The sequence below is a fragment of the Acidovorax sp. FHTAMBA genome, assembly GCF_038958875.1.
Taxonomy (GTDB): domain Bacteria; phylum Pseudomonadota; class Gammaproteobacteria; order Burkholderiales; family Burkholderiaceae_C; genus Acidovorax.
Genome location: NZ_CP152407.1, coordinates 2658988 through 2679243, shown reverse-complemented (window position 1 = coordinate 2679243; position 20256 = coordinate 2658988). Strand labels below are relative to the sequence as shown.

Sequence of the window (20256 nt, the reverse complement as noted above, 5' to 3'; positions counted from 1 at the left end):
TGGCAAACGCAATAAAACAAATGGGGTTCAAACAGGGCTCACGGCGGTGCCGACCCGGAGGCCGGCACAAGCCTCTCTCGGCGGTCAGGATTTGGCGAAAACGTTGCCCAGCGCAAATACGGAGTTCGGAGCATTCACACGAATCGGCTTCACCACCGGGGTGGTCGAGATGGCGCGGCGCACAACTGGCTTGTCTTCGATCTGGACACCCTTGGCGATCTGCTCGTCCACCAGCTTTTGCAGGGTGACCGAATCCAGGAACTCAACCATGCGCTGGTTGAGCGATGCCCACAGTTCATGCGTCATGCAGCGGCCGGCTTCGCCCAGGCAGTTTTCCTTGCCGCCACATTGCGTGGCGTCGATGGGTTCGTCCACCGACACGATGATGTCTGCCACCGTGATGTCGCCTGCCTTGCGGGCCAGTGTGTACCCGCCGCCAGGGCCACGTGTGGATTCCACCAGTTCATGGCGACGCAGCTTGCCAAAGAGTTGCTCCAGGTACGACAGCGAAATCTGCTGGCGCTGGCTGATGGCGGCGAGGGTGACGGGTCCATTGTTCTGGCGCAGGGCCAGGTCAATCATGGCGGTGACCGCAAAACGGCCTTTGGTTGTGAGACGCATCGCAAGCTCCTTGTGCTAAGGCTTGTTCGTTGTAGAAACCACCTGCACTGACTGGTCGTCAGCGAGGCACCGTCTCCGCCCCTTACTCCGCACAGTTGCCTGGCACGGAGCCCTTCATCGCTGGGCTGTTTTCTTGAGTATTTTGCAGGAGTATAACACAAATCCCTATCGATTCTGTCGGGTTAAATAACCAACTGGTTTTTAATCGACCTGATAGTTATTTTCCATCGTTCGCCCATCACAAGGCCACGGAATCGTTGCCATGCGCCCCGAAGGCCTGGTCCTTGAGCCGCGTGAGCTGATCGCGCACCCGGGCAGCCTGCTCAAACTCCAGATTACGCGCATGTTCCAGCATGAGCTTTTCCAGGCGCTTGATCTCTCGGGCCACATCCTTCTCGGACATGTCCTCCACCTGCGCCCGCTGCAAGGCCTCCTGCTCCAGCCGCTCGGCGTCCTTGCCGGCTTTTTCGCTGTAAACGCCGTCAATCAGGTCTCTCACCCGCTTGACAATGCTGCGCGGCGTGATTCCGTGGGCCTCGTTGTGTGCGATCTGCTTGATGCGCCGACGTTCCGTCTCGCCCATGGCTTTTTTCATGGAGTCGGTGATCCGGTCTGCGTACAAAATTGCACGGCCGTTCAGGTTCCGCGCCGCACGGCCGATGGTCTGGATCAGGCTGCGCTCGGCGCGCAGGAAGCCTTCCTTGTCGGCATCGAGAATGGCCACCAGTGACACCTCGGGTATGTCCAGCCCCTCGCGCAGCAGGTTGATCCCCACCAGCACGTCAAACGCCCCCAGGCGCAGGTCACGGATGATCTCCACCCGCTCCACGGTATCCACATCGCTGTGCAGGTAGCGCACCTTCACGCCGTTATCGGTCAGGTAGTCGGTCAACTGCTCGGCCATGCGCTTGGTCAGCGTAGTAATGAGTACACGCTCATGCTTTTCAACGCGAATGCGTATTTCTTGTAGCACATCATCCACCTGATGGGTGGCTGGGCGCACTTCGACCTCGGGGTCGACCAGCCCGGTAGGTCGCACCACCTGGTCCACCACCTGCCCGGAATGGGTCTTTTCATAGTCGGCCGGTGTGGCCGAAACAAAAATCACCTGCCGCATGCGCTGCTCGAACTCCTCGAACTTGAGCGGCCGGTTGTCCAGCGCTGACGGCAGGCGAAACCCATATTCGACCAGCGTGGTCTTGCGCGAGCGGTCGCCGCTGTACATGGCGTTGAGCTGCCCGATCATCTGGTGACTCTCGTCCAGGAACATGATCGCGTCCTTGGGCATGTAGTCGGTCAGCGTGCTCGGCGGATCGCCCGGCGCGGCGCCGGAGAGGTGGCGCGTGTAGTTCTCGATGCCCTTGCAGTGGCCCACTTCGCTCAGCATTTCCAGATCAAACCGGGTGCGCTGCTCCAGCCGCTGCGCTTCCACCAGCTTGCCGTCTGCCACCAGCTGCTGCAGGCGCTCGGCCAGTTCCAGCTTGATGGTCTCCACGGCGGCCAGCACCTTGTCGCGGGGTGTCACGTAGTGGCTGCTGGGGTACACGGTAAAGCGCGGAATCTTCTGCTTGACGCGGCCCGTGAGCGGGTCGAAAAGCTGCAGGCTCTCGATCTCGTCGTCAAACAACTCGATACGGATGGCCAGCTCGGAGTGTTCGGCCGGGAACACATCGATGGTGTCGCCCCGCACGCGGAACTTGCCCCGCGAAAAATCAGCCTCATTGCGCTGGTATTGCATGCGGATCAGCTGGGCAATCACGTCACGCTGCCCCAGCTTGTCCCCCACCCGCAGCGTCATCACCATGCGGTGGTAACTCTCGGGCTCTCCAATACCGTAGATGGCCGACACGGTGGCCACGATCACCACATCGCGCCGCTCCATCAGGCTCTTGGTGCAACTGAGCCGCATCTGCTCGATGTGCTCGTTGATGGCGCTGTCCTTCTCGATGAACAGGTCGCGCTGGGGTACGTACGCCTCGGGCTGGTAGTAGTCGTAGTAGCTCACGAAGTACTCCACGGCGTTCTTGGGAAAGAACTCGCGGAACTCGCTGTACAGCTGAGCGGCCAGCGTCTTGTTGGGCGCGAACACGATCGCCGGGCGGCCCATGCGCGCGATCACGTTGGCCATGGTGAAGGTCTTGCCCGAGCCCGTCACGCCCAGCAACGTCTGGAAGGTCTCCCCGTCATGCAGCCCCTCCACCAGCTTGTTGATGGCCTCGGGCTGGTCGCCTGCCGGTGGATACGGCTGGAACAGCTCAAACGGGGAATCGGGGAAGCGGACGAACTCGCCGTCCTGCTTTTCCGTAATGACTTCAGTGGGTTCCGGCATGGTGGCGGTCAACGATGGGAATGGGCGGGCCGTTAAAATCGGCGGAACCCGGAACGGTACACCACACCCGGCTTCCTCGCTACTGACAACCTCTTTCCAAGGATTTTCATGTCTCTGTTCACCGCCGTCGAAATGGCCCCCCGCGACCCCATCCTGGGCCTCAACGAGCAATTCAACGCCGACACCAACTCCAACAAGGTCAACCTGGGCGTCGGCGTTTATTTCGACGACAACGGCAAGCTGCCCCTGCTGCAATGCGTGCAGGCCGCAGAAAAGACCATGATGTCCACCCCCACGGCCCGTGGCTACCTGCCCATCGACGGCATCGTGGCGTATGACAACGCCGTCAAGAGCCTGGTGTTCGGCGCCGACAGCGAACCCGTCAAGTCTGGCCGCGTGGCCACCGTGCAGGCCATCGGCGGCACCGGTGGCCTCAAGATCGGCGCTGACTTTCTGAAGAAGGTCAGCCCGGGCGCCAAGGTGCTGATCTCCGACCCCAGCTGGGAAAACCACCGCGCGCTGTTCACCAACGCCGGTTTTGAAGTCGGCACCTACGCATACTACGACGCGGAAAAGCGCGGCGTGAACTTCGAAGGCATGCTCGCCAGCCTGAACGCCGCAGCCCCCGGCACCATCGTCGTGCTGCACGCCTGCTGCCACAACCCCACCGGCTACGACATCACCCCCGGGCAGTGGGACCAGGTCATCGCCGTGGTCAAGGCCAAGAACCTCACGCCTTTCCTCGACATGGCCTACCAGGGCTTCGGCCACGGCATCGCCGAAGACGGCGCTGTTATCCAGAAGTTCGTGGCTGCCGGCCTGAACTTCTTTGTCTCCACATCTTTCAGCAAGAGCTTCAGCCTGTATGGCGAGCGCGTGGGTGGCCTGTCGGTGCTGTGCGCCGACAAGGAAGAAGCCGCGCGCGTGCTCAGCCAGCTCAAGATCGTCATCCGCACCAACTACTCCAACCCACCCATCCACGGTGGCGCAGTGGTGGCTGCCGTGCTGAACAACCCCGAGCTGCGCGCGCTGTGGGAGAAGGAACTGGGCGAGATGCGCGTGCGCATCAAGGCCATGCGCCAGAAGCTGGTGGATGGCCTCAAGGCCGCCGGTGTGAAGCAGGACATGAGCTTCATCACCGCGCAGATCGGCATGTTCAGCTACTCGGGCCTCTCCAAAGACCAGATGGTGCGCCTGCGCAACGAGTTCGGCGTGTATGGCACCGACACCGGTCGCATGTGTGTGGCTGCCCTGAACAGCAAGAACATCGACTACGTCTGCCAGGCCATTGCCAAGGTGGTCTGAGCACGATGAGAAAGCGGCGCTCGCGCGCCGCTTTGTGAGCGAAGCGCTCCAGAACCCGCACAACGCGGACCTTCTGGAGCGTTTGCCGTTTCTGGGCCTGCCCGATGTCTGGCTGGTGGCGGGCTGCCTGTTTCAGACGGTGTGGAACCTGAAGTCGGGTTGGGCGCCGACTGCGAATATCAAGGACTACGACCTGCCTTACGGACTTGAAGAGCTGTATGCCGGATTGCTGCGCCCCAACCCTGCCTGTCCACATCTGGCGCTGTTCCAGGCCAAGGCGGAAAGCTACTGCGGACGCTGGCCGTGGCTGACGATCCGGGCGGATGACCTGCCGCGCTGATCGCCAGTGCAGATAGTTTTCAAGCCATTTTGGCCTTCAGCGCTTTATCCATAAGCGCCATCAGCTATAAAAATTGAAGCAAACCACTACAGACAGGACGCCCCCATCACCCCCAAAGCACCGACCGCATCGAGATCGACGCCGACTGATAGCCCGTGTTGAAGAAGCGCGGCATCTCGCTGGGCAACACGGCTCCCGCCGCGTACAGCAGCGGCAGATAGTGCTCGTGCGTGGGGTGCGCCTGTTTGGCCACGGCACCCAGTTTCTGGAAGTCCTGCAGGGCGCCGAGCTGGCCCTTCTTGATCTGCCCCTGCACCACGGTGTCGAACTCGGTGGCCCAGTCGTAGGCCTCGTTGGCGGCCGTGCCACGGCGCGTGAGGCGCAGGTTGTGCACCACATTGCCGCTGCCGACGATCAGCACGCCCCGCTCGCGCAGGCCTTTGAGCTGCTGGCCCAGCGCGTAGTGCTCGGCCGGGGCGCGGCTGTAGTCCATGCTCAGCTGCATCACAGGGATCTGCGCCTTGGGGAACATGGGCTTGAGCACCGACCAGGTGCCGTGGTCCAGGCCCCACTCAGCTTCGTCCACGCCCAGTGCGGCGCCAGTAGCGGGTGACTTCAGTTCGGCCGCAAGACTGCGCGCCACTTGCGGAGCGCCAGGCGCGGGGTATTGCTGGTCAAACAGCTCCTGCGGGAAACCGCCAAAGTCGTGGATGGTCTTGGGGTGGGCCATGCCCGTCAGCTGCCAGCCGCCGCGTGTGAGCCAGTGGGCCGACACGCACAGGATGAGCTGCGGCTGCACCGCGCGCGCCATCAGCTCCGCCCCCAAGGCCTGCCAGCTGCGTCGCCAGGCGTTGTCCTCGATGGCGTTCATGGGGCTGCCGTGGCCCACAAACAGCACGGGCATGCGGGGCGAGGGCTTGAGCGCCTGCAACGCAGATGCCGTGGCGGCACTGCTCAGGGACGTGGTCATGAAAGCTCCCGGAAAGGCGGCCAGGCCCGTGAGGGCGGCCAACGAGGTTCTGCGTTGCATGGGTCGGGGAGCGTAACAAATTATGTATAACGCAGGGACTGAGCCCACGCGCCCCGTGAAGTTCCAGCGCCGCGCTTTCTCCTTCCGTTCAAAGCCACAACACCGACACAACCCCACACCCATGACAACCGCCCTGCCCCAGCCCCTGCGCAATGTCCGCGTCCTGAGCCTCGCGCTCAACCTGCCCGGCCCCGCCGCCCTAATGCGGTTTGCACGCATGGGGGCCGAGTGCACCAAGCTCGAACCCCCGCCCGCGCCGGGCCACCCCAGTGCCGACCCCATGGGCATTTACAGCCCGGCGGCCTATGCCACGCTGCACCAGGGCGTCCGCGTGGTGCATGCCCACCTCAAGACACCCGAAGGTCAGGCCACCTTGCACAAGGAGCTGGCCCGCACCGATGTGCTGATCACCTCATTTCGCCCCTCGGCGCTCACCAAACTGGGCCTCTCCTGGGAGGTCGTGCAGGCCAAATACCCCCGCCTTTCGCTGGTGCGCATCGTGGGCGCTGCGGCCGAGCGTGCCGAAGAACCCGGCCACGACCTCACCTACCTGGCCGACGCAGGCCTGGTGACCGGCACCGAGATGCCACCCACCCTGTACGCCGACATGGGTGGCGCCCTGATGGCCAGCGAGGCCGTGCTGCAGGCCCTGCTGGAGCGTGCCCACACAGGCAGCGGTGTGTGCATTGAAGTGGCCCTGGCCGACGCCGCAGCCTGGCTGGCCCAGCCGCGCGACTGGGGCCTGACCACGCCCGGCGGCGACGTGGGCGGCCACCATGCGGGCTACCGCATCTACCCCTGTGCAGATGGCCGCGTTGCCGTGGCTGCGCTGGAGCCCCACTTTGCGGCCCGTCTGTGCGCTGCCGCCGGCCTGCCTGCCGACGGCAACCCCGCCACCTTGCGCAGTGCGGCCACCCATGCCGCCGTCGCAGCCTTTGTCCTGACAAAGACAAGGGCTGAACTTGACGCGCTGGCGGCGGCACAAGACATTCCGCTTCACACGCTCACCTGACAGCAATCCCCCGCTTCAAGCCCTTACATGCCGCAACGCAACGATCCCCCACGCCGCGGCCGCAGGGGCCGGCATTCCGGTGCATCCACAGGGGGCGTACTGCTGCTTGTTGCCGCCTGGGCTGCAGCGCTGGCGTGGGGGGCACGGGCCGGACAGATCCCCCTGTGGGTGCTGGGAGCGGCGGTCTCGGTGAACGTGCTCACCGTGCTCATCTACGCCCTCGACAAAAGCGCCGCACAGGGCGGCGCCCAGCGGCGCACGCCGGAAAGCCACCTGCACCTTCTGGGACTGGCAGGCGGGTGGCCAGGGGCATGGTTCGCGCAGCAGTTGCTGCGCCACAAAACGGCCAAGGTACCGTTTCGGCGCATGTACTGGGTGACGGTGGCGCTCAACTGCCTTGCCCTGCTGGTGTGGGCATTCGGCGGGCTGGGGTGAACGCGTCACCCGCTTTTATTTTGATAGCTGATTGCGCAACACTGCAGAGCGCTGCAACGCATTTTTGCTCTTGAAATCCCAATCCAGGCTGACCCGCATTTGGCCCGCTGGCCTACAGCGAAAGTGGTCGTAGTTGGGTGCAATCAGGGGGTCTGAAACAACACCCCGGGAGATGCCCATGAAAAACCTTGTTCTCGACTCCTCCATGACCAACATGGGCGGTGTTTTCTACCCCACAGGCCATGTGTTTGCGCTTTTCCCCGATGAAGACTGTGTGCGCCAGGCAGCCACGGCATTGCAGGCAGCGGGCCACCACGGCGAAACCGCCTATGCCAGCCCGGACGTCATCTTGCAAGACATCGTGCGCACGCTCGGCACGGCCGACGCGCTCCTGCCCTCCGTGGGTGCCGAAGGCGACATGGTGCGCCGCATTGCCGACTTGGCAGGCCAAGGTCATCACGGCATGCTGATCACCATGGCCGACAAGGACAACACCGACACCCTGGTGGAAGCCATCGCCCCCGAAGGCGCGGTCACTGCGTTTTACTACCGCACTTTCATCATTGAAGACCTGATCTCGCAGCCTGCAGGTGAGGGGCCGCAATCGGTCGTGGTGGGCACCCACGCAGCGGAAGGTTGAACAACAGGATCCCGAGATCCCGGTGCGTTCAAGCCTTGGCCGACGGTCGCTTGCCGCGACCGCCTCATCGCGCGGCAGCGATCAACGCGGCTTGCGTGCGGAGGGTTTGCCCGCGCCGGTTACCCGCGGCGGCAAGCCGGTGTGCTGGGTCAGGATGCGACCCTTCTGTGGCTGACCCGGCTTGGCTGCCCGCATGGGCTGGGCTTTGGGCACTTCTGCCTTCTGTCCCACGGGCGTGGAGTTCTTCCGGCGCGCGCTCTGGTAGCCGCCGTCCGTCAGCGGCTGAAAGGTCGGGATCAGGTGGTGCTTGCCGTTGCCGATCAGATCGGCACGGCCCATGGCCTTGAGCGCCTCACGCAGCAGCGGCCAGTTGTTGGGGTCGTGGTAGCGCAAAAAGGCCTTGTGCAGGCGCCGGCGCTTTTCGCCGCGCACGATGTCCACCGCCTCGCTGTCGCGCGTGATCTTGCGCAGCGGGTTCTTGTTGCTGTGGTACATGGCCGTGGCCGTGGCCATGGGGCTGGGGTAGAACGTCTGCACCTGGTCGGCACGAAAACCGTTCTTTTTCAGCCAGATGGCGAGGTTCATCATGTCCTCGTCGCTGGTGCCCGGGTGCGCGGCGATGAAGTACGGGATCAGGAACTGCTTCTTGCCCGCCTCTTCGCTGAATTTCTCGAACATCTGCTTGAACTTGTCATAGCTGCCGATGCCCGGCTTCATCATCTTGGTCAGCGGCCCCTGCTCGGTGTGTTCGGGCGCGATCTTCAGGTAGCCGCCCACGTGGTGCTGCACCAGCTCCTTCACGTACTCGGGGCTCTTCACGGCCAGGTCGTAGCGCAGGCCCGAGCCGATGAGAATCTTCTTGATGCCCTTCAACGCGCGGCCACGGCGGTAGATCTTGATCAGCGGTCCGTGGTCGGTGGTCAGGTTCTGGCAGATGCCGGGGTACACGCAGCTGGGCTTGCGGCAGGCGGCCTCGATCTCGGGCGAGCGACAGCCCAGTCGGTACATGTTGGCCGTGGGGCCGCCCAGGTCGCTGATGGTCCCGGTGAAGCCCTTGACCTTGTCGCGGATGTCCTCGATCTCCTGGATGATCGAGTCTTCACTCCGGCTCTGGATGATGCGGCCCTCGTGCTCGGTGATGGAGCAGAAGGTGCAGCCGCCAAAGCAGCCGCGCATGATGTTGATCGAAAAACGGATCATCTCCCACGCGGGGATCTTGGTCGCGCCGTCGTGGCTGCCGTTTTCGTCGGCGTAGCTCGGGTGCGGGCCACGCGCATACGGCAGGTCGAACACGTAGTCCATCTCGGCCGTGGTGAGCGGGATGGGCGGCGGGTTGATCCACACGTCGCGCGCCGTCACGCCCTCGCCATGGGCCTGTACCAGCGCGCGGGCGTTGCCGGGGTTGGTCTCCAGGTGCAACACGCGGTTGGCATGGGCATACAGCACGGGGTCGCTTTTCACCTGCTCGTAGCTGGGCAGCCGGATCACGCTCTTGTCGCGCGGGGGCACCTTGAGCTTGGCCTTGAGCGCCGGGTTGGCCACGAACAGCATGGGCTGGATGGCGGGGTTGGGTTCGGCAGATTTTGGGTCTTTTTGGCCGCCAGCGCTTATACCGCTTGCGCCAGCAGCTATTGATTCAGGAGCAACGTTTGCACTGCCGTCGTCCTTGCTGCAGGTGCTGCCTTGCGCTGCCGCCTGCTCGCTGGTGGTCATGTACGGGTTGACGTGCGCTTCCACGCGGCCGGGCTCGTCCACGCTGGTGGAGTCGATCTCGAACCAGCCCTTGCCGCTTTCATCATCGGGCCGGCGCACAAAGGCGGTGCCGCGCACATCGGTGATCTGCTCCACCGGCTCGCGCGCCGCAATGCGGTGGGCCACCTCCACCAGTGCGCGCTCGGCGTTGCCGAACAGCAGCAGGTCGCACTTGCTGTCCACCACGATGGAGCGGCGCACCTTGTCGCTCCAGTAGTCGTAGTGGGCGATGCGGCGCAGGCTGCCTTCGATGCCGCCCAGGATGATGGGCACGTCTTTGTAGGCCTCGCGACAGCGCTGGCTGTAGACGATGGCCGCGCGGTCGGGGCGCTTGCCGCCAATGTCGCCGGGGGTGTAGGCGTCGTCGCTGCGGATCTTGCGGTCGGCGGTGTACCGGTTGATCATCGAATCCATGTTGCCCGCCGTCACGCCCCAGAACAGGTTGGGCTTGCCCAGTGCCTTGAACGGCTCGGCGCTTTGCCAATCCGGCTGGGCAATGATGCCCACGCGAAAGCCCTGGGCCTCCAGCGTGCGGCCGATCACGGCCATGCCGAAGCTCGGGTGGTCCACATACGCATCGCCCGTCACCAGGATGATGTCGCAGCTGTCCCAGCCCAGTTTGTCCATCTCGGCGCGGCTCATCGGCAAAAACGGGGCCGTGCCAAAGCGCTTGGCCCAGTACGGACGGTAGCTGGTCAAGGGCTTTGCGGCGCGCGCAAAAAAGGAGACGTCAACGGGGGCGTTCATGCAAAGGAGGTTCGCGGCCGGCCCTTGAGCGTCAAGGGCCTCATGGGGCGCAGCGGTGGTGATTGACCCGCGATTTTACGGCCGCAGGGTCATTTTGTCGCTGCCTGCGCCTTGCCCTTGCATAACGGGGGACTTGGGGGTTGCAGCGCCGCTGCAGGGCGCCGTGTCCCTGTGCAGCAAAAAAATGGCCCCTCAGGGCCAGGATTCAGTGGGGCAAAGCCGCGGCAAGCCGCAGCACTGCTTCTCGCTTACCACTCCCCCACTTCACGCACGCGTTGCGCAAGATCGGGCACGTTCTCGTCATCTGCGGCTGCAACCTGCGGGGAGGCAGACATGCTTGCCACCGGCACCGTGCCCACCGGCGTACGCTGGGCTGCCCACCGGCCAAACACGCGGCTGGCCAAAGAGGGTTCGTGCGATGCGGCGGAGGCGGGTGTGGCAAACATGGCGTTCCTTTTCTGCTGACCGGGGTGCTTTCAAATTGGTAGCACGAGCGTAGGCCGGAGCAAGAAGGTTCCAGTGTAGGAACGCATGCCTTCGCGGTGTGTGACAGAAGACATAAAACAACACTATCTGGCGCGCAGGCGGTGCCGCCACCACCCAAAGCACCGCGTTCACCCGGCTTTACACTCTGCGCCCCATGCCCTACACCCTGGCCGCGCCGGCGCACAGCGACATCACGATCAAGAAGAGCCGCTTCATCGGTTGCGTGCAACCCATGGCCGACCGGGCCAGCGCCCAGGCCGCCGTGGATGCGCTGTGGAAGCAGCACCCCGGCGCCGCCCACATCTGCTGGGCCCTGCTGGCCGGTGGCCAGTCGGCCGCAGTGGACGACGGCGAACCCGGCGGCACCGCGGGCCGCCCCATGCTCGACGTGCTGCGCCACCAGGACCTCGAAGGCGTGCTGGCCACGGTGGTGCGCTACTTTGGCGGCGTGAAGCTGGGCGCGGGCGGCCTGGTACGCGCCTACACCGACACCATTGCCCAGGCGCTGCTCACCGCGCCCAAGGTCACGCTGCAGCGCATGACCACCCTGCAGTGCCACGTGCCCTACGCGCTCGAGGGCCTGCTGCGCCGCGAAATCGACGCCGCAGGCGCCGAGCTGACGGGCGTGCAGCACGGCACGCTGGTAACCCTGCAGCTGCGCCTGCCACAAGCGCAAGCCGCCGACTTCGTGCTGCGCATCAACAACAGCGGCCAGGGCCGCGTGGGCTGGACTGAGCCAGAAGACTGAGCCCCCACCGGCAAGGCCCGATCAGGCGGTGCAGCCATAAATGCCTTTGCGCCTACACGCGCACAAGCACCGTGCCGCCACACTCGCAGCATCACCGGCTGACGAGGACCCTCCATGAGCCAACCGCTCGACACCATCATCATCGGCGCAGGCACGGCAGGCCTGGCCGCGCTGCGCGAAGTGCGCAAGCGCACCGACCGCTACCTCATCGTCAACGAAGGCCCCTGGGGCACCACCTGTGCGCGCGTGGGCTGCATGCCGTCCAAGGCGCTGATCGAAGCCGCCAACGCCTTCCACCGCCGCCACGCGTTTGAAGAATTCGGCCTGCGCGGCGCCAGTGCCCTCACTGCCGACCTGCCCGCGGTGCTGCAGCGCGTGCGCGCCCTGCGGGATGACTTTGTCGCCGGTGCCGTGAAAGCCACCAGCACACTGGGCAAAGCGGCGGTTTCGGGGCGCGCCACCCTTCTGGGCCCACAGCGGGTGGACATCGACGGCACCGCCTACGCCACCCGCAGCATCATCATCGCCACCGGCTCCCGCCCCAGCCTGCCCGACGAATGGCTGGCTTTTGGCGACCGCATGCTCACCACCGACACCCTGTTCGAGCAGCCCAGCCTCGGCCCCCGCATTGCCGTCATCGGCATGGGCCCCATCGGCGTGGAGATTTCGCAGGCCCTGGCGCGGCTGGGCCTGCAGGTGGCCGCATTCACCACCGGCGATACGGTGGCGGGGCTGAGCGATCCCGCGCTCAACGCCGAGCTGACCGCGCTGCTCAAGAAAGAAATGGTGTTGTACACGGGCGCACCGGCCGAGCTGCGGGAGGTGCCCGGCGGCATTGAAGTGAGCAGCGGCCCCAACCGCGTGGTGGTGGACCAGGTGATTGCCGCCATGGGCCGCGTGCCCAACATCGAGCACCTGGGCCTGGAAACCCTGGGCGTGCCGCTGGACAAGCGCGGCCTGCCCACCGTCAACCCCCAGACCCAGCAGATTGGCGACCTGCCCGTGTTTCTGGCCGGAGACGCCAACACCCACGCCCCCTTGCTGCACGAAGCCGCCGACGAAGGCCACATCGCAGGCATGAATGCCCTGGCCGACACCCCCACAACCTTTCAGCGCCGCACCCCGCTGGGCATCGTGTTCTGCGACCCCCAGATCGCCACCGCAGGCCAGCGCCTTGCCGACTTGGATCCTGACCACACCATCACCGGCAGCGCCAGCTATGCCAACCAGGGCCGCGCACGCACTGCCCAGCTCAACCACGGCGGCATCCGCATCCATGCCCACCGCACCACGGGCCAGCTGCAGGGCGCCGAGCTGTGTGCGCCGCACGCCGAACACATGGCGCATCTGCTGGCCCTGGCCATCCAGCAAAAACTCACCGTGCATGACCTGCTGGGCATGCCGTTCTACCACCCCACCCTTGAAGAAGGCCTGCGCACGGCCCTGCGCGACGCGGCACGCCAGACCGCCAGCGCGCGCCCGTCCGATCTGGCGGCCTGCCCGGCCCTGGGCGTACCCGCACTCGAATAGGCGGGCTTCCTGGCAACGCGGGCAGTTGTAACGGCGCTCAAGCTGGGCCTCGGCTTGCCGATAAAACACCAACACCCGAAGGAACCCCCATGGACGTCGCACTCGCCAACAGCATCGTCAACACCGCCACCTCGCTGGCCAGTGCCAAAACGTCCGATGCACTGAACATGGTGGTGCTGAAGAAGGCACTCGACATGCAGGCCGTGTCGGCCTCCACCCTGATCGATGCCATGCAGCAGTCCATGCCCCAGCCCGCCCTGGCTACATCGGGCACGCTGGGCACCCAGGTCAACACCTTCGCCTGATCTTCCCCGGCCTACCGCAGCCGCGCAGGCGACAGCCCCTGCACCACCACGCCTTCGCGCACCAGCGCATCATCCAAAGGCTCGCCGCGCAACAGCTGCCGCGCCAACAGCGAGGCGCCCGCCGCGCTCTGAATCCCATAGCCACCCTGCCCGGCCAGCCAGAAAAAGCCGGGCACATGGTTGTCCCAGCCAATCACCAGGTCGCCATCGGGCACAAATGAGCGCAACCCCGCCCAGGTGTGCGAGGGGCGCCTGATCTGGAAGGTGGTTTTTTCCTCGATGTGATAAATCCCCGTGGCCACATCCAGCTCCTCGGGCACCACGTCGTGCGGGTGTGTGGGGTCGGCATTGGCGGGCGAGCCCAGCAGCTGGCCGGCATCGGGCTTGAAGTAAAAGCTCTCGTCAATGGCGATCACCGCGGGCCAGTGGGTGGTATCCATGCCCTCGGGCACCGCAAAAGTGAAAGCCGTGCGGCGGCGCGGCTCCAGGCCAATGGGTGGCACGCCTGCCATGCCCGCCACCACATCGGCCCAGGCGCCTGCGGCATTGACGATGGTGGGCGCCTGCAGCACCCGGCCGTCGGCCAGCGTCACCAGCCAGCCATCGCCCTGGCGCGTCAGGGCGGTCACCTCCGCATTCGTCAGCACCTGGCCGCCGCGCTGGCGCAGCCCGCGCAGGTAGCCCTGGTGCAAAGCGTGCACGTCGATGTCGGCCGCCTCGGGCTCGCTCATGCCCGCAGCCACGGCCTCGGGCTTCAGGCAGGGCAGCATGGCCAGCAGGGCGGCCTGCTCCACCCATTCCACATTGGGCGAGATGGCGTGGGCCTCTGCATAGGCCTGCCTCAGCATGTCCAGCTGGTCTGGCCCCGCCACATACACCACGCCGCGGGGCGACAGGATGGGGCTGGCCCCGAACTCGGGCGGCGGCGCGTCATAAAACGCGCGGCTGGCCCGTGTCAGCGCCTGGATGTTGGGCGTGCCGTAGGTCGCCATGTACAGCGCGGCCGAGCGGCCCGTGGTGTGGTAGCCGGGCTGCGACTCGCGCTCGAGCAGCAGCACGCTGGCCGACTGCGCCAGTTGCCAGGCCACCGATGCGCCCGCAATGCCCGCGCCAATCACGATGGTGTCTGCTGATTCCATGGGGTTTCCTTTCTTTCCTGTAGTCATTCAACAGGCACAGCCTGCACCGCCCGCCCGCGCTGCACAAAACCTGCAAACTGCGCATCGGGCACCAGCAGGCCGCCGGTGGTCCACACCAGGTGCGTGGCGCCCTGCAGCACCGCGCCCACGCCGCTGCTGCGCAGCCAGGCCTGCCCGGCGGGGGTGCCGGCCAGCATCGCCGGGCCGCTGAAGCCTGCGGCGGCTGAGGGTTCGATGCGCTCGCCCAGCGTGTCCAGCACCTGCACCAGGTGGGTAAACAAGGTGTCGTCGGCCACGGTGAACACGCCCGACAGCAGTGGCTGCATCAGCCCGGCGGCCAGCAGCGATGCACGCGGCACAGCCAGGCCATCGGCCTCGGTGCGGTTGGTCAGGCCCCAGTCGTACACCGAAGGGTGCTCCCCCGGCCCCGCCAGCATCTGCACCAGAAAGCACGGCGACTGCACCGGCTCTGCAAAAAAGCAATGCACATGCGGCCCCAGCAACTGCCGCAGCCCGAACGCCACGCCCGCGGGCGCGCCGCCCACGCCACACGGCAGGTACACGATGAGGGGATGGTCGGCATCCACCGCAATGCCCTGCTCTGCCAGCTGACGCTGCAGATGCAGGGCCGCCGCGCTGTAGCCCAGCAGCAGCGAGACCGATTGCTCGTCGTCCACAAAGTGGCACAGCGGGTTGCCGGCCGCCTCGGCACGGCCTGCGGCCACGGCGCGCTCATAGTCGCCGGTGTGCTCCACCACCTGCACGCCGCGCTGGCGCAGGCGGTCTTTCTTCCATTCCTTGGCATCAGCCGACATGTGCACCGTGGCCTGAAACCCCAGCGCCGACGCCACCACCCCGATGCTCAGCCCCAGGTTGCCGGTGGAGCCCACCGCCACCTGGTAGCGGCCCAGCACCGCACGCGCCTCGGGCGTGGCCAGCGCGCGGTAGTCGCCGCCGGGCGCCACCAGACCCTGCTGCAGCGCCAGCCCCTCGGCAAACTCCAGCACCTCGTGCATGCCGCCCCGGGCCTTGATGGAGCCCGCCACGGGCAGGCGGTGGTCGGCCTTGATGAACAGGCGCCCCTGCCCCGGCGCCATGCCCAGCGCGGGTTGCAGCGCGGCGGCGGGCAGCAGGGGCGACTCCACCACACCGCCACTGGCCGCCAGCTCCGGAAAGACCTCGGCCAGCAGGCCCGCAAACCGCGCGAACCGCGCAGCCGCGGCGTGCGTGTCTTGCAGGCTGATGCCACGCCCCAGCGCCTGCACCACGGCAGGCGGCTGCGCCTGACGCTGCGGGTTGGTCCACAGGCAGGGCTGTGCGGTGCGAAGGCGGGCGGCCAGGTGGGCAGAGTCGGGCATGGTGGCAGTAGAGCAGGTTCTTGCGGGGGTGGGCGCCACGTTACCAAAGCCTGCTGCAGCCTGCGCTACCCAGCGCCTGGCCAGCGCCTGGCCATGGGCTGGTTGGCATGTTAGTATTTACAACCGTAATAACACTTGGAGCCGCCATGCACACCCTGAAGCTCACCCAGATCGGCAATTCCGTGGGCGTTGTACTGCCCAAAGAGGCTTTGGCACGGCTGAAGCTGCAAAAGGGCGAATCGGTCTTTCTGACCGAATGCGCCGAGGGATTCATTCTCACGCCCTACGACCCGGCGCTGGAAGAAGAAATCACCGCAGGCCGCGAGTTCATGCGCGAATACCGCGACACCTTTCACCAGTTGGCCAAATGAGCTGGCGCTGGATCAGCAAACAGGCGTTGCTGCTGCTGCACGCAGAAAGCCTGGCGGAACACGGCGGCGGCCAGGGCATGCGGGACGAAGGGCTGCTGGACTCGGCGCTCGCCCGCCCCATCAACCTCGCCGCTTACGGTGAACCGGACTTTGCAGCCCTCGCGGCCAGCTATGGCGTGGGTGTGGCCAAAAATCACCCGTTTGTCGACGGAAACAAGCGCGCCGCGCTGCTGGCCACCGGCCTGTTTCTGTACGTCAACGGGTACAGGCTCACCGCCAGCCAGGCCGACACCACGCTCACCATGCTCTCCGTCGCCGCAGGCGACCTGCCCGAAGACGCCTTCGCCGCCTGGCTGCGCCAGCACGCAAAGCGCCGCGCCTGATGGAGTCCCGTGAAACCCCGTTGAACCGTTCTCGCTGAGCCTCTCGAAGCGCTGCGCGAGGCTTCGACAGGCTCAGCCCGAACGGGTTTATTTCAGTTTGAACGAAGCCAACTCCATAGCGCGCAGGCACCGGCCATCGCCCGCCCCGTGGCTATGATCCCCGGCATGGGAGACCACACCACCACCACAGCCGCCGCCCACGCCTTCATCCAGCGCTGGCAACACAACACCGCCAGCGAACTGGCCACCGCGCAAAGCTTTGTGATGGACCTGTGCCAGTTGCTCGGTGTGGACAAGCCCCACCCCACGCCCGAGCAAACCTACATGTTCGAGCGCCCTGTGACGTTTGCCCATGGCGACGGCAGCACCAGCGCCGGCCGCATTGACTGCTACCGGCGCGGCCACTTTGTGCTGGAGGCCAAAAAACTCAAGGCCGGCAGCCACACCAAAGGCTTTGACGACGGCCTGCTGCGCGCCCGCAGCCAGGGTGAGGCCTACGCCCGCGCCCTGCCCGGCGCCGAGGGCCGCCCGCCCTTTGTGCTGGTGGTCGATGTGGGCACCGTGATCGAGGTGTATGCCGAGTTCAGCAAAACCGGCGGCACCTACACCCCCTACCCCGACCCGCGCAGCCACCGCCTCCAGCTGGCCGACCTGGCCCGGCCCGAGGTGCAAGACCGCCTGCGCCGCATCTGGACCGACCCCGACAGCCTCAACCCCGCCCGCATCAGCGCCCAGGTCACCCGCGAAGTGGCCGCGCTGCTGGCGCAGCTGGCCAAGTCGCTCGAAGGCAATGGCGCAAACTTCAAGCCAAATCAGCCTCCAGCGCTTATGCAGCAAGCGCCAATAGCTCCTGAAACAGTAGCAGCCTATCTCACCCGCTGCCTTTTTTCCATGTTTGCCGAAGACGTGGAGCTGCTGCCCAAAGGCGCCTTTCTGGGCCTGCTGCAAACCCACAGGGGCGACCCCGCCACCTTGCAGCACATGCTGCGCATTCTGTGGGCCGACATGGACCGGGGCGGCTTCAGCGCGGCCCTTGCCAAGCCCGTGCTGCACTTCAACGGCAAGCTGTTCAAGGGCGCGGGGCAAGACGGCTACAGCCTGCTGCTCACCCCCGAGCAGATTGATTTGCTCATTGCCGCCGCAAAATCGAACTGGCGCGAGGTGGAGCCCGCCATCTTCGGCACCCTGCTGGAGCGCGCCCTGGACCCCACCGAGCGCCACGCCCTGGGCGCGCACTACACGCCCCGCGCTTACGTAGAGCGCCTGGTGCTGCCCACCGTGATCGAACCCCTGCGCGCCGACTGGGCCAACGCCCAGGCTGCCGCCCTGGTGCTGGCCCACGAAGCCGCCGCGCTGCAAGGCAAGGCGGCAGAAGCCAAGCTGGCCGAGGCCCGCGCCGAAGTCAAAAAATTCCACCACCAGCTGTGCACCACCCGCGTGCTCGACCCGGCCTGTGGCAGCGCCAACTTCTTGTATGTGACGCTGGAACACCTGAAGCGCCTGGAGGGCGAAGTCGTCAACCAGCTCGAAGCCCTTGGCCACACGCAAGACCAGCTCGGCTTTGAAGGCGAAACCGTCACCCTGCAGCAACTGCGCGGCATCGAACTGAACGAACGCGCCGCCGCCCTGGCCGAGCTGGTGCTGTGGATTGGCTACCTGCAATGGCACATCCGCACCCGCGGCAACGCCGCCGTGGCCGAGCCCGTGGTGCACAACTACGGCAACATCGAATGCCGCGACGCCGTGCTGGCCTGGGATGCGCAAGAACTCGCTTATGACGACGCCGGCCAGTTGCTCAGCCGCTGGGACGGCACCACGTTCAAAACCCACCCTGTGACGGGCGGACAAGTGCCCGACGAAGCCGCCCAGGTGCCGCAATGGCGCTACGTGGGCGCCCGGCAGGCGCTGTGGCCGCAGGCGGATTTCATTGTGGGGAACCCGCCGTTCATTGGCGCCGCCAGCATGCGCGCCGCCTTGGGCGATGGCTACGTGCAAGCCCTGCGTGGCGCTTGGCCCGAGGTGCCCGAGAGCGCGGACTTCGTGATGTTCTGGTGGCACCACGCCGCTGCCCAAGTGGCCGCAGGTCACACGCGGCGCATGGGGTTGATCACCACCAACAGCCTGCGCCAGACGTTCAACCGGCGCGTGGTTGAGGCAAGATTGTCACCCCCCCCCACGAAAGCGACAATTCAAACGGTGCAGCCACTGCATCTGGTCATGGCGATTCCCGACCACCCGTGGGTGGACGGCGCCAACGGCGCAGCCGTGCGCATTGCCATGACGGTAGCTGCGCCCGGTGCGGGCGAAGGGCAATTGCTCACGGTGACGGACGAGAGGCCCGGTGAGCACGGGGAAGTTGCTGTAGCGCTTGCCGAGCGCACCGGGGTGATTCATGCCGACTTGAGTGCTGGGGCCAATGTGGCTCGCGCCCACGCACTGAACGCCAACCTAAACCTCAGCAATCGCGGCGTTCAGTTGTTCGGTGCGGGCTTCATTGTGGAACCGGAACAAGCCGCAACGTTGGGCAACTTCCCTCTCATTCGCCATTACCGCAATGGTCGCGACCTGACGGACAAACCGCGCGGCGTTATGGTCATCGATGCTTTTGGACTGACAGCAGAAGAATTGAGAGAACAACAACCTGCGGCATATCAATGGTTGCTGGAGAACGTAAAGCCTGAGCGAGATCGCAACAACAGAGCCAGCTACCGAGATAACTGGTGGGTGTTTGGCGAACCACGCAAAGTGCTTCGCAGGCAACTCGCTGGCCTACCCCGCTACATCGCCACGGTCGAAACCGCCAAACACCGCACATTCCAGTTCCTCGACGCCAGCGTTCTGCCCGATAACAAGCTCGTGGCTATCGCCCTACAAGACACGTTTGCACTGGGCGTCCTTTCCAGTCGGCTCCACGGCGATTGGGCACTGGCGGTTGGTAGCTGGCTCGGCGTCGGCAACGATCCTGTTTACGTCAAATCCCGCTGCTTCGAAACCTTCCCCTTCCCCGACGAAGACACCGGCCTGACCCCTGCCCTGCGGGAACGCATCGCCCACCTCGCCGCGCAAATCGACCAGCATCGCAAGCGCGTTCTCGCCCCCGAATCCGGCAACACCGGCCTCACCCTCACCGGCCTCTACAACGTGCTGGCCGCCCTGCACGAAGGCCGCGCGCTCACGGCCAAAGAGAAAACCCAGCACGCCCAGGGCCTGGTGGGCGTGCTGCGCGAGCTGCACGACGAGCTGGACGCCGCCGTGCTGGCGGCCTACGGCCTGCCCGCCACCGCAACCACCGACGACATCCTGGCCCACCTGGTGCAGCTCAACACCCAGCGCGCCGCAGAAGAAGCCCAGGGCCGCGTGCGCTGGCTGCGGCCCGACTTTCAAAACCCGCAAAATTCACTGCAAAAACAGGAGCTGCTGGCGCAAGAGGATCAAGCGCCAGAGGCTGATTTTGATAGTGAAAAACCGCTATCAAAAACTGAGCAATCCAAACCCGCGGCTCAAAACCCCTGGCCCGCCACGCTGCCCGAGCAGGTGCGCGCCGTGGCCGATGCGCTGGCCGCCAGCCCCACCCCGCTCACATTGAGCGCCATCGAGGCCCGCTTCAAAGGCCGGGGCCCGTGGAAGAAGGGCCTGCCCACGCTGCTGCAAACGCTGGAGGCGCTGGGCCGGGCGCAGGCGGTGGCGGGAGGGGGCGTTACGGCCTGGCGGGGGTAAGGCGCCGG

18 protein-coding genes are annotated in these 20256 nt (G+C 65.6%); 11 read left to right on the top strand and 7 right to left on the bottom strand.

Features of this window, described 5'->3' with window-relative positions; genetic code table 11:
* Nucleotides 1-84: 84 nt before the first annotated feature.
* Complete coding sequence (gene iscR, locus AAFF19_RS12635) at nt 85-621, bottom strand: Fe-S cluster assembly transcriptional regulator IscR (protein WP_008904778.1); 537 nt, start codon at nt 619-621, stop codon at nt 85-87.
* A gap of 238 nt (nt 622-859) precedes the next feature.
* The gene (gene uvrB / locus AAFF19_RS12630) at nt 860-2950 is read right to left on the bottom strand and encodes an excinuclease ABC subunit UvrB (RefSeq protein WP_008904777.1); all 2091 of its coding nucleotides are present in this window, start codon (nt 2948-2950) and stop codon (nt 860-862) included.
* A gap of 108 nt (nt 2951-3058) precedes the next feature.
* On the opposite strand from uvrB, the gene AAFF19_RS12625 reads away from it, so the two are divergent.
* Together AAFF19_RS12625 and AAFF19_RS12620 are read left to right on the top strand one after the other, a co-directional pair.
* Entirely contained in the window at nt 3059-4255 is a 1197-nt protein-coding gene (locus tag AAFF19_RS12625; protein WP_182119599.1) for an amino acid aminotransferase, read from the top strand.
* A 34-nt stretch (nt 4256-4289) separates the two neighbouring features.
* The gene (locus AAFF19_RS12620; RefSeq protein ID WP_342720288.1) at nt 4290-4595 is read left to right on the top strand and encodes a nucleotidyltransferase family protein; all 306 of its coding nucleotides are present in this window, start codon (nt 4290-4292) and stop codon (nt 4593-4595) included.
* Nucleotides 4596-4701: 106 nt separating this feature from the next.
* Here the strand turns inward: AAFF19_RS12620 and ygiD are convergent, their stop codons facing one another.
* A complete protein-coding gene (ygiD, locus tag AAFF19_RS12615) occupies nt 4702-5607 on the bottom strand; it encodes a 4,5-DOPA dioxygenase extradiol (RefSeq protein WP_342721850.1) in 906 nt (301 codons plus the stop codon).
* A gap of 139 nt (nt 5608-5746) precedes the next feature.
* Between ygiD and AAFF19_RS12610 the strand changes: the two genes are divergently transcribed.
* The 3 genes from AAFF19_RS12610 to AAFF19_RS12600 all read left to right on the top strand — a co-directional run bounded on the left by AAFF19_RS12610 (nt 5747) and on the right by AAFF19_RS12600 (nt 7712).
* The gene (locus tag AAFF19_RS12610) at nt 5747-6637 is read left to right on the top strand and encodes a CoA transferase (RefSeq protein WP_182119601.1); all 891 of its coding nucleotides are present in this window, start codon (nt 5747-5749) and stop codon (nt 6635-6637) included.
* 27 nt (nt 6638-6664) lie between these two features.
* On the top strand, nt 6665-7072 hold the full coding sequence (locus tag AAFF19_RS12605; protein ID WP_182119602.1) for a DUF1294 domain-containing protein: 408 nt from the start codon (nt 6665-6667) through the stop codon (nt 7070-7072).
* Between the two features lie 178 nt (nt 7073-7250).
* A complete protein-coding gene (locus AAFF19_RS12600; protein ID WP_182119603.1) occupies nt 7251-7712 on the top strand; it encodes a hypothetical protein in 462 nt (153 codons plus the stop codon).
* A gap of 81 nt (nt 7713-7793) precedes the next feature.
* Here the strand turns inward: AAFF19_RS12600 and AAFF19_RS12595 are convergent, their stop codons facing one another.
* Both AAFF19_RS12595 and AAFF19_RS12590 read right to left on the bottom strand, forming a co-directional pair.
* Nucleotides 7794-10211 carry a YgiQ family radical SAM protein gene (locus AAFF19_RS12595; RefSeq protein WP_342720287.1) on the bottom strand — a complete coding sequence of 806 codons (2418 nt, stop codon included), beginning with the start codon at nt 10209-10211 and terminating at the stop codon, nt 7794-7796.
* Nucleotides 10212-10459: 248 nt separating this feature from the next.
* Nucleotides 10460-10657: a hypothetical protein gene (locus AAFF19_RS12590; RefSeq protein ID WP_008904769.1), complete on the bottom strand. Its 198-nt coding sequence runs from the start codon at nt 10655-10657 to the stop codon at nt 10460-10462.
* Between the two features lie 194 nt (nt 10658-10851).
* On the opposite strand from AAFF19_RS12590, the gene AAFF19_RS12585 reads away from it, so the two are divergent.
* From AAFF19_RS12585 to AAFF19_RS12575, 3 genes are all read left to right on the top strand, one after another.
* Nucleotides 10852-11445: a YigZ family protein gene (locus AAFF19_RS12585; protein ID WP_008904768.1), complete on the top strand. Its 594-nt coding sequence runs from the start codon at nt 10852-10854 to the stop codon at nt 11443-11445.
* 114 nt (nt 11446-11559) lie between these two features.
* Nucleotides 11560-12975: a dihydrolipoyl dehydrogenase gene (locus AAFF19_RS12580; RefSeq protein WP_182119605.1), complete on the top strand. Its 1416-nt coding sequence runs from the start codon at nt 11560-11562 to the stop codon at nt 12973-12975.
* 89 nt (nt 12976-13064) lie between these two features.
* Nucleotides 13065-13280 (top strand): YjfB family protein, encoded by a 216-nt coding sequence (locus AAFF19_RS12575; protein WP_008904766.1) that lies wholly within the window; start codon nt 13065-13067, stop codon nt 13278-13280.
* Between the two features lie 11 nt (nt 13281-13291).
* On the opposite strand, the gene AAFF19_RS12570 is transcribed toward AAFF19_RS12575, so the two are convergent.
* The gene (locus AAFF19_RS12570) at nt 13292-14419 is read right to left on the bottom strand and encodes an FAD-dependent oxidoreductase (RefSeq protein ID WP_182119606.1); all 1128 of its coding nucleotides are present in this window, start codon (nt 14417-14419) and stop codon (nt 13292-13294) included.
* Between the two features lie 23 nt (nt 14420-14442).
* Nucleotides 14443-15777: a D-serine ammonia-lyase gene (locus tag AAFF19_RS12565; RefSeq protein WP_342720286.1), complete on the bottom strand. Its 1335-nt coding sequence runs from the start codon at nt 15775-15777 to the stop codon at nt 14443-14445.
* A gap of 146 nt (nt 15778-15923) precedes the next feature.
* Between AAFF19_RS12565 and AAFF19_RS12560 the strand changes: the two genes are divergently transcribed.
* From AAFF19_RS12560 to AAFF19_RS12550, 3 genes are all read left to right on the top strand, one after another.
* Complete coding sequence (locus AAFF19_RS12560; RefSeq protein ID WP_008904763.1) at nt 15924-16148, top strand: transcriptional regulator; 225 nt, start codon at nt 15924-15926, stop codon at nt 16146-16148.
* Entirely contained in the window at nt 16145-16531 is a 387-nt protein-coding gene (locus AAFF19_RS12555) for a type II toxin-antitoxin system death-on-curing family toxin (RefSeq protein WP_008904762.1), read from the top strand. The genes AAFF19_RS12560 and AAFF19_RS12555 overlap by 4 nt, the downstream gene beginning before the upstream one ends.
* A 165-nt stretch (nt 16532-16696) precedes the next feature.
* Nucleotides 16697-20248 carry a DNA methyltransferase gene (locus AAFF19_RS12550; RefSeq protein WP_342720285.1) on the top strand — a complete coding sequence of 1184 codons (3552 nt, stop codon included), beginning with the start codon at nt 16697-16699 and terminating at the stop codon, nt 20246-20248.
* The last annotated feature ends 8 nt before the right edge of the window (nt 20249-20256 follow it).